This window comes from Pseudomonas sp. 2995-1 (genome assembly GCF_002742505.1).
GTDB lineage: Bacteria > Pseudomonadota > Gammaproteobacteria > Pseudomonadales > Pseudomonadaceae > Aquipseudomonas > Aquipseudomonas sivasensis.
Map to the genome: position 1 here is coordinate 1 of NZ_LJSA01000346.1, position 418 is coordinate 418.

Sequence of the window (418 nt, forward strand, 5' to 3'; positions counted from 1 at the left end):
AGTCTGTCTTAGGCGGGATACGCGCAATATATCAATTCATAGGCGACTGTTAATTAGGTGCAACGATAATACAACGATTAGGCTCCTCACCATCTGAGTATGTCTTTACACCTTTTACATTCTGTAAGGCGGTATGAATAATCTTTCTTTCATGTGCATTCATCGGCTCTAAACATACTTCTTTTTTAGTTCGAATGGCTTTGCTGGATAATCGAGAAGCTAGTGTCTCTAATGCTTCTTTTCTACGATCTCTATATCCTTCTGCATCTAGATAGATCCGAACATAGTTATTAGATTGACGATTAGCGACTAAATTCACTAAATACTGCAATGAATCTAACGTCTGCCCACGCTTTCCAATTAAAACACCAATGTCTACACCTGAGATATTTAAAAATATCCCATCTTTGCGCTCTTC

The 418-nt window shown here is 38.0% G+C and carries 1 protein-coding gene; it reads right to left on the minus strand.

What is annotated here, in order from left to right; translation table 11 throughout:
- Window positions 1-49: 49 nt before the first annotated feature.
- Window positions 50-418, minus strand: a 369-nt coding sequence (gene jag, locus AOA61_RS12935) for an RNA-binding cell elongation regulator Jag/EloR (RefSeq protein WP_143521208.1), incomplete at its 5' end; no start/stop codon positions are given.